We start from the raw sequence: 8,222 nt of genomic DNA on the forward strand, positions 1-8,222 counted from the left end.
ATGACCCGCTCATAATTCGGCTGCGCGCGCCTGCCCTGCATGTCGCCGGGATAGGGCTGGTTGGCCTGGGCCACCGTAACCGGCCTGCTCGAGGTGGTCGAATTGGTGACGAGGCCATCGGTCAGGCTCGAGGCGCCCGCGCCGCAGCCAGCCGCCAGTCCGCCGAGCACGACGGCCGCCGCTCCGCGCGCCAGCGTGCTCCTGAAATGTCCTGTGATGCCGAAACGCATGAACCTACCCGCACTTGTCCCGTTCCTGCAGCGCCATGCACCCTTAGGGCGCGCAAAGGACTCTGCAGGTGTTGAATCTGCGCATCGTGCCGTCGGCGGCCAATACGCGAGTACAGGTCCGATTAGAACGCGTTAATGTTACTGGGCGGTTAAGCTGGAGAAAGTCGGCGCATTCACAGTGCCTGCGCGACGCCCTCAATGAGCGGCTGGAGACGCACGGGCTCGAGATCGGTGCGCTCGAACCGGCTGCCCACCTTCACGAAACGCGTCATCATCTGCACGTCCTCCGGCGGGCCGACGGGCGCGATCATCATGCCGCCGCTTGCCAGGAAGTCCGCGAAGCGGCGGGGAGCCTCGTCAAATGCGGCCCATACGATGATGCGGTCGAACGGGCCGTCGGCGACGCCGTCGGACCCGTCCGCCTGCCGGGTGAAGACATTCGTCAGGCCAAAGCCTTCGTGGCGCAGGCGCGCCTGCTCGACCAGAGTCTTGTAGCGATCCACGGTGAGCACGCGCCCGGCGAGCCGCGCCATCACCGCCGCGGTGTAGCCCGAGCCGGTGCCGATCTCCAGGACGCGCACATCCGGATTGAGTTCGAGCGCATGAATCATCGCCGCCTGCAAATCGCAGCCCTCGAGCGTCTCGCCGCACTGAATGGGCACCGTGCGGTTGGACCACACCCATCGCTGCCACTCGGCGGACACGAAGCCGGTGCGCGGGATGGCCTCCATCGCCGAGAAAAGCTCGTTCGAGGTCACGCCGCGGGCGCGCATGCGCAGCATGAAAGCGGCAAAGTCCTCGCGTTGATCCTGGCCCGTCCCCGTCACAGAATCGCCTTTGCCAGCCTCTCCCGGACCTCGTGCGCCGTCAAATCGAGGTGAAGCGGGGTGACTGAAACCCGGCCGTCGCGCACAGCGGCCTGGTCGCTGCCCTCGCGCACCTCCTCCTCCTTGGGACCGAAGCGCAGCCAATAGTACGGAAAGCCGCGGCCGTCCCGGCGCTCGTCGATCCACAGCCCGTGCACAAGCTTGCCCTGCGCCGTCACCACCGTGCCCTTCACCTCCTCGGGCCGGCAGTTGGGGAAGTTCACGTTGAGGAAGACGCCGCGCGGCAGTTCGGTGCCGACCAGCTTCTTCAGGAGGGCCGGCGCGACCGCCTCGGTCGTGTCCCATGGGATATAGCGAATGTCGTCGGAAAAATCGTAGGCTTGGCTGAGCGCGATCGAGCGGATACCCAAAAGCGTACCTTCCATGGCACCCGCCACCGTGCCGGAATAGGTCAGGTCGTCGGCCACGTTGGTGCCGTTGTTGACGCCGGACAGGATCAGGTCGGGCGGGGAGTCCATCACCCTGCGCACGCCCATGATGACGCAGTCGGTCGGCGTGCCGCGCAGCGCGAAATGGCGGTCGTCGATCTTGCGCATGCGCAGGGGCTCCGAAAGCGACAGCGAATGCGCGAACCCGGATTGGTCGGTCTCCGGCGCGACCACCCAGACATCGTCGGAGAGCGTGCGCGCGATCCGCTCCAGAACCTGGAGCCCCTCGGCATGGATGCCGTCGTCATTGGTCAGAAGTATGCGCACTGTGCCTAGCCTTTCGCCGCCTCGATTCGTTGCATCCCGCCCATATAGGGCTGCAGGACGTCGGGAATGGAAATGCTTCCGTCCTCGTTCTGGTAGTTCTCCATGACGGCGATCAGCGCCCGGCCGAGCGCGACGCCGGAACCGTTCAGCGTGTGGACGAAATGCGGCTGCCTCTCGTCGGGCAGCCGGTAGCGCGCGTTCATGCGCCGCGCCTGGAAGTCGCCGCAAACCGAGCAGGAGGAGATCTCGCGATACGCGCCCTGCCCTGGCAGCCACACCTCGATGTCATAGGTCTTGCGCGCGCCGAAGCCCATGTCGCCGGTGCACAGGATCACGGTGCGGAACGGCAAGCCGAGCTTCTTCAAGACCGTCTCGGCGCACTCCGTCATGCGCTCGTGCTCGTCGAGCGAGCTCTCGGCATCGGTGATCGAGACCAGCTCGACCTTGTAGAACTGGTGCTGGCGCAGCATGCCGCGTGTGTCCCGCCCCGCCGAACCGGCTTCGGAGCGGAAGCAGGGCGTGAGCGCGGTGAAGCGCAGCGGGAGTTGGCCGGATTCCAGGATCTCCTCGCGCACGAGATTGGTGAGCGGGACTTCGGCAGTGGGGATGAGCCAATGGCTCTCCCCGGCCTGGAACAGGTCCTCCGCGAACTTCGGCAGCTGCCCCGTGCCGAACAGCGCCTCGTCGCGCACCAGAAGCGGCGGCTGAACCTCCGTATAGCCGTGCTCGTTCGTGTGCAGGTCGAGCATGAACTGCCCGAGCGCGCGCTCCAGCCGCGCAAGCTGTCCGGAAAGCACGGTGAAGCGGCTGCCAGACAGCTTCGCCGCACGCTCGAAATCCATCTGGCCGAGCGCCTCGCCAAGCTCGAAATGCTCGCGCGCCCAGTTCGGCCGGAAGGTCTCGCCGGCCTTGCGGATCTCGACATTGTCGCTCTCGTCGGCGCCGACCGGGACATCGTCCAGCGGCAGGTTGGGGATGCCGGCGAGCCGGTCGCGAAGTTCGGCGTCCAGCCGGCGCTCTTCCGCCTCTCCGTTCTGGACGAAGCTTTTCAGCTCCGCGACCTCGGCCTTCAACCTTTCGGCCGTTTCCTTCTCCCCCGCGCGCATGGCGATACCGATTTCACGGGAGGCGGCGTTACGGCGCTCCTGCGCCTCCTGCAACCGGCCCAGATGCGCACGTCTTGCCTCGTCGGCCAGGATCACGGCCTCGACGATGGACGTCGCCTCCTCCGCCGAATGCCCGCGCTTCCTCAGCGCGTCGGCAAGGGCTTCGGGGTTTTCGCGAATCCATCTGATATCGAGCATGTTCGGCTTCCGGGCGTGCGAATGACAACCGCCCGCGACAGAACGCGAAGACGAAGGATTTAGGAAGCGGAACCGGTGCTGGCGCTCGTCTCCGAACCGCCTGCCGCCGAATCGGCCTCCTCTTCCGCGGCCTGCCGCGCCGCCCTGTCCCTCTCGCGTCTGCGCTCCACCATACGGGCGCTCCAGATGGCAATCTCGTAGAGAAGGATGGTGGGAAGCGCAAGACCGATCTGGCTGACCGGATCGGGCGGCGTGAGCACTGCCGCCACCACGAAGGCGGCGACGATGGCGTATTTGCGCTTGTCGGCAAGCCCCTGGGAGGTAAGCAGTTCCACCCGCGCCATCAGCGTCGTGACCACCGGCAGCTGGAAGACCAGGCCGAAGGACAGGATGAGCGTCATGATAAGCCCGAGATATTCGGACACGCGCGGCAGGAGCGAGATGTGGATTTCGTTGTCGGGCCCCACCTGCTGCATCGACAGGAAGAACCACATTACCATCGGCGTGAAGAAGAAATAGACGAGCGCGCCGCCGATGAGGAAGAGGACCGGCGAGGCCACCAGGAACGGCAGGAAAGCGCGCCGCTCGTTGCGGTAGAGCCCCGGCGCCACGAATTTGTAGACCTGCAAAGCGATGATCGGGAACGCCAGCACCAGCCCGCCGAACATGGCGAGCTTGATCTGGGTGAAGAAGAACTCCTGCGGGGCGGTATAAATAAGATCGACCTGCTCCGAATCGAGCCCGGCCCAGTCGCTCGCCCATTGGAAGGGAATCACCAGGAGGTTGAAGATCTCCTTGGCGAAGAAGAAACACACCAGAAACGCCACGAAAAAAGCGGCAATCGCCCAGATCAGCCGTGAGCGCAGCTCGATGAGATGGTCCATCAGCGGCGCGGAGGACTTATCGATGTCGTCGTCGTTCTTGGCGCTCACGGCGCGGTTCCCGTCGTTTTCTTCTTGCCCGCGGTGGATTTCGGCGCGGGTCGCTTCGCAGCGGTTTTTGTGGTGGCGGCGGATTTGCCGGGTGCCTTGCCCTGCGACACCGGCTCGCCGGATGCCTTCTTCGCCGCGGCCGGCTTGGTGGACGACGCCTTCTTGCCGGCCGCGGGTTTGGCGGCCGCCGTGTTTTTGGCCGACACGGACTTCGCGGCCTTGGAGTCCTCGCCCGCAATGGCGGTCGCGCCGGTCTTGGCCGGTGCGCTCTCTTGGGCCGTATCGCCGGTCGCCTCCTTGGCCTTGGGCTTCGTAGCATCATCGAGGCCGCTGCGAATGTCGCGGCCGACCTGGTTCAGCGGCTCCATGTGCTTGCGGATTTCCCGCCGCGGATCGAGCTTGCGCGCCTCATCGGCAAGCCCCTTCACATCGTCGAGCTCCGCCTCGCGCAGCGCTTCGTCGAACTGCTTGCGAAAATCGCCCGCCATCACCTTGAGCTTGCTCGTCGTGCGGCCGAAGCCGCGCAGGACGCGCGGCAGGTCCTTCGGCCCCACCACCACGATCAGCACAATCGCGATGACGAGAAGTTCAGGCCATCCGAAATCAAACATCGAGCGTTGTTCCGAGGATGCGGTCCGGCCGCGCCAAAATCAGGACGACTTGCTTGCCTTTTCCTTGGCGCCGTTCACCGACTCCTCGGAGCGGTGCTCCACCGTCTTCGGCTCGTCGGCGGCCTCGTCATCGGCCATGCCCTTCTTGAAGCTCTTGATGCCCTTGGCCATGTCGCCCATCAGCTCGGGGATCTTGCCCCGGCCGAAAAGGAGCAAAACGACCACAAGCACGATAAGCCAGTGCCAGATTGAAAAGGAACCCATGATATCTCTGCCCGTTTCCTGAGGTTGTTACCTGATTTATGCGCTTTCGCTCTGTCTTTCAAACACAAGAACGTCGCGCGGACGCACTTTCAGAAAAATGTCGCGAATACCGGGGGGAAGCAGCCCGCAGCGCACGCGCGCCCGCAGGTGCTCGTCGACTCCCTCGACCCCAAGTTCGAGCAGTTCCACCACTCCCAGGAAGCGCCGCGACAGGATGCGTGCGGCCACGCCATCCTCCTCCGCGCAGGGTTCCAGCCCCGACAGACGGACAGCCACCGTCACGGCAGCACCCTCGTCGAGCCCTGGCGCCGCAAACCGGCCAAGCGGCGTGTCGGCGGCACCGCCCGCCACGCGCGCGCCGAACAGGTTGAGCTCGGAAAAAAAGCCGGCGACGAAAAGATCCGCCGGCTGGAGGTAGAGCTCCTCCGCCGTCCCCGTCTGGATCAACTGCCCGCTGCGCAAAAGCGCGATGCGGTCGCCCATGCGCATCGCCTCCTCCGCGTCGTGGGTGACGACGATCGCCGTCGCCCGGCTCTGCCGCAGGATGGCCAGCGTTTCGGCGCGCACCGTGTCCTTGAGCCGGGAGTCGAGGCCCGAGAACGGCTCGTCCATCAAAAGCACCGCCGGGCGCGGCGCGAGCGCACGGGCCAGCGCCACGCGTTGCTGCTCGCCGCCCGAAAGGACATGCGGATAGGCGCCGGCGTAGGATTCCAGCCCCACGCGCGAAAGCGCGGCCATCGCCTCGTTCCTCGCCTCCTCGCGCGAAAGGGCCGTCAGCCCGAAGCGGACATTGTCCAGGATGGTGAGATGCGGGAAAAGCGCAAAATCCTGGAACACCAGCCCGATCGAGCGTTGCTCCGGCGGGAGGAACACGTTCGGACCGGCGATTTCGCGCTCGTTGAGAAGCACCCGCCCCGCACTCTGGCTCTCGATTCCCGCGGCAATGCGCAGAAGCGTCGTCTTGCCAGACCCCGACGGCCCAAGCAGGCACAGAACCTCCCCCGGCTCGGCGACGAGGGAGACATCCTGGAGCGTGACCTGGTCGGACGCGAAGCGGTGATGGATTTGCTCGAAGGCAAGCCTGGCGCCGAAGGTGACCCCGGCGGTCACCCGTGCCGGCTTTTCGCTCGTTCCGCTCATTTCCCCGGGTTCTCGCCTCTGCCCGCGCGCCTGCGCCGGAAGCGATCAATCATCCTCGGCACGGGGTGTCAACAGACCGAGTTCCTCCAGATCGATATCGGTCAGCGGATCCTCGTCTTCCGCGAGAGCATCGCCGTCGGTCGGCGGCTGTGGAACGGAGAAATTGGACGGCATGCGTGCCGAAAGCAGTCCCGCGCCCTTGAGTTCGTCCAGCCCCGGCAGGTCGCGCAATTCCTCCAGTCCGAAATGATCCAGGAATTCGGTCGTCGTCCCGTAGGTAACGGGGCGCCCCGGCGTGCGCCGGCGTCCACGCATCCGGATCCAGCCGGTCTCCAGCAGCGTATCCAGCGTGCCCTTGGAGGTCTCCACGCCGCGGATCTCCTCGATCTCGGCGCGCGTGACCGGCTGGTGATAGGCGATGACCGCCAGCATCTCCAGCGCCGCGCGCGAGAGCTTCTTCTGCTGCACCGCGTCGCGGCTGAGCAGAAAGGCGAGATCACCGGCCGTGCGGAAGGCCCAGCAGTCCGCCACTCGCACCAGATTGACGCCCCGGCTGGCATAATCGCTTTTCAACTCCTCCATGACCGCGCCGATGTCGAGACCGTCCGGCAGCCGCGCGGCGAGCGCCTTGGAGGAGACGGGCTCGGCACTGGCGAAGACCAGCGCTTCGGCCATGCGCTTTGCTTCGGCGAAGGAAATGCCATGCCCTTCCGCCTGCCGATCGACCTCCCCTGCCGGTCCCTCGTCCTCGGCACGGAATGGAACCACGTTGCCGCTGTCGTTCATGGGGTCTTCCGCTCTTGGTGGGCTGCCTCGGCGGCATTGCGCATGTAAAGCGGCGCGAAGGGCTCGTGCTGGCGGATCTGCAGTGTGCCCTCGCGCACCAGTTCGAGGGAGGCGGCGAAGGTGCTGGCGACCGCGGTGCGCCGATCCTCGGGCTGTGTCAGATAGGCGATGAGAAACCGGTCGAGCGTCGTCCATTCCGAGAACTCGCCGATCAGGCGGATCAGGATCTCGCGCGCCTGCTTCAGCGACCACACCCCGCGCTTGGCGATCTGGACGCTGGTGATGGCGCGGCGCTGGCGCTGGCCGGCATAGGCGGTCAACAGGTCGTAGAGCGTTGCCGAATAGTCGCTTCGCTTTTGGACGACCACCGGCTCGGGCATGCCGCGGGCGAACACGTCCCGTCCCAGCCGGTTGCGGTTGACGAGCCGCGCCGCCGCATCGCGCATCGCCTCCAGCCGCTTCAGGCGGAATTGCAGGAGCGCCGCCATTTCTTCGCCGGAAGGCTCCTCGTCATCCTGCTGCTTGGGGATGAGCAGGCGCGACTTGAGGTAGGCGAGCCAGGCCGCCATCACGAGATAGTCGGCGGCAAGCTCCAGACGCATCTGCCGCACGCGTTCGATGAACTGAAGATATTGCTCCGCGAGCGCCAGGACGGAAATGCGCGAAAGATCCACCTTCTGGTTGCGCGCCAGATGCAGGAGCAGGTCCAGCGGCCCCTCGAAGCCCTCGACATCGACAGTCAAGGCCGGTTCGGAGACGCCCCGCTCCTCGCTCTCGGGCGCCCACAGCTTGTCCATGGGGATGGGTTTGCCCGCCCCGTCCTGGTCTTCCGCTTTCTGTTTCGCCTCGGCCATTTCAGCCGTTTCCTTCTCGTCGCGTCTAAACCGCGGCGGTGATGAGCGATAAAAACTCCGCTCGCAACGCGGTCTCGTCCATGCGTTCTCCGACGCCCGCCGCGGCAAGGGCCCGCTCCGCGCGCAGCAGAGCCTTGCCGGACAAAGCCGGCGTTCGTTGGGCGACGGCCCGCATCTCGGCCATCGCGCCGTTGCAATGAAGGACGACATCGCAGCCGGCTGCAAGGATCGCCGACGTGCGCGCGCCGTAATCCCCAGAAAGTGCCTTCATCGAGATGTCGTCGCTCATCAGGAGCCCGTCGAAGCCGATTTCGCCGCGGATGATGTCCTCTATCACGCGGGATGAGGTGGTGGACGGATGCTCGGGATCGATTGCCGAATAGACGACATGCGCCGTCATCGCCATGGGCAGGTCGTTCAACGCCTTGAAGGGCACGAAGTCACGGGCGCGCAGCGCCTCCAGCGAAGCTTCGACGCGCGGCAGCGCCAGGTGGCTATCGGCGCCGGCGCGGCCGTGGC

The 8,222-nt window shown here is 65.8% G+C and carries 10 protein-coding genes and 1 pseudogene; all 11 read right to left on the bottom strand.

The features are described from left to right. A pseudogene (locus ACFP9U_RS21935) lies at positions 1–230 on the bottom strand (hypothetical protein); the annotation flags it as partial. A gap of 173 nt (positions 231–403) precedes the next feature. After that, positions 404–1,057, bottom strand: coding sequence for a protein-L-isoaspartate(D-aspartate) O-methyltransferase (locus ACFP9U_RS21940; RefSeq protein ID WP_378624732.1), 654 nt, complete (start codon positions 1,055–1,057; stop codon positions 404–406). Beyond that, positions 1,054–1,812 carry a 5'/3'-nucleotidase SurE gene (gene surE, locus ACFP9U_RS21945; protein WP_322450864.1) on the bottom strand — a complete coding sequence of 253 codons (759 nt, stop codon included), beginning with the start codon at positions 1,810–1,812 and terminating at the stop codon, positions 1,054–1,056. Before surE ends, ACFP9U_RS21940 begins: the two co-directional genes overlap by 4 nt. 5 nt (positions 1,813–1,817) lie before the next feature. After that, positions 1,818–3,116 (bottom strand): serine--tRNA ligase, encoded by a 1,299-nt coding sequence (gene serS / locus ACFP9U_RS21950; RefSeq protein ID WP_378624734.1) that lies wholly within the window; start codon positions 3,114–3,116, stop codon positions 1,818–1,820. Positions 3,117–3,175: 59 nt separating this feature from the next. Then, a complete protein-coding gene (gene tatC / locus ACFP9U_RS21955) occupies positions 3,176–4,000 on the bottom strand; it encodes a twin-arginine translocase subunit TatC (RefSeq protein WP_378624744.1) in 825 nt (274 codons plus the stop codon). 44 nt (positions 4,001–4,044) lie between these two features. After that, a complete protein-coding gene (tatB, locus tag ACFP9U_RS21960) occupies positions 4,045–4,659 on the bottom strand; it encodes a Sec-independent protein translocase protein TatB (protein ID WP_378624735.1) in 615 nt (204 codons plus the stop codon). A 39-nt stretch (positions 4,660–4,698) separates the two neighbouring features. Further along, positions 4,699–4,923 (bottom strand): twin-arginine translocase TatA/TatE family subunit, encoded by a 225-nt coding sequence (locus ACFP9U_RS21965; RefSeq protein ID WP_378624737.1) that lies wholly within the window; start codon positions 4,921–4,923, stop codon positions 4,699–4,701. Between the two features lie 36 nt (positions 4,924–4,959). Next, positions 4,960–6,063 (bottom strand): ABC transporter ATP-binding protein, encoded by a 1,104-nt coding sequence (locus ACFP9U_RS21970; protein WP_378624738.1) that lies wholly within the window; start codon positions 6,061–6,063, stop codon positions 4,960–4,962. Between the two features lie 45 nt (positions 6,064–6,108). After that, the gene (gene scpB, locus ACFP9U_RS21975; protein WP_378624740.1) at positions 6,109–6,849 is read right to left on the bottom strand and encodes an SMC-Scp complex subunit ScpB; all 741 of its coding nucleotides are present in this window, start codon (positions 6,847–6,849) and stop codon (positions 6,109–6,111) included. Then, entirely contained in the window at positions 6,846–7,703 is an 858-nt protein-coding gene (locus ACFP9U_RS21980) for a segregation and condensation protein A (RefSeq protein WP_378624741.1), read from the bottom strand. The genes scpB and ACFP9U_RS21980 overlap by 4 nt, the downstream gene beginning before the upstream one ends. 25 nt (positions 7,704–7,728) lie before the next feature. Further along, positions 7,729–8,222, bottom strand: a 494-nt coding sequence (locus tag ACFP9U_RS21985; RefSeq protein WP_378624743.1) for a glycoside hydrolase family 3 N-terminal domain-containing protein, incomplete at its 5' end; no start/stop codon positions are given.

Source organism: Nitratireductor sp. GCM10026969, from assembly GCF_042660605.1.
Lineage (GTDB): Bacteria > Pseudomonadota > Alphaproteobacteria > Rhizobiales > Rhizobiaceae > Chelativorans.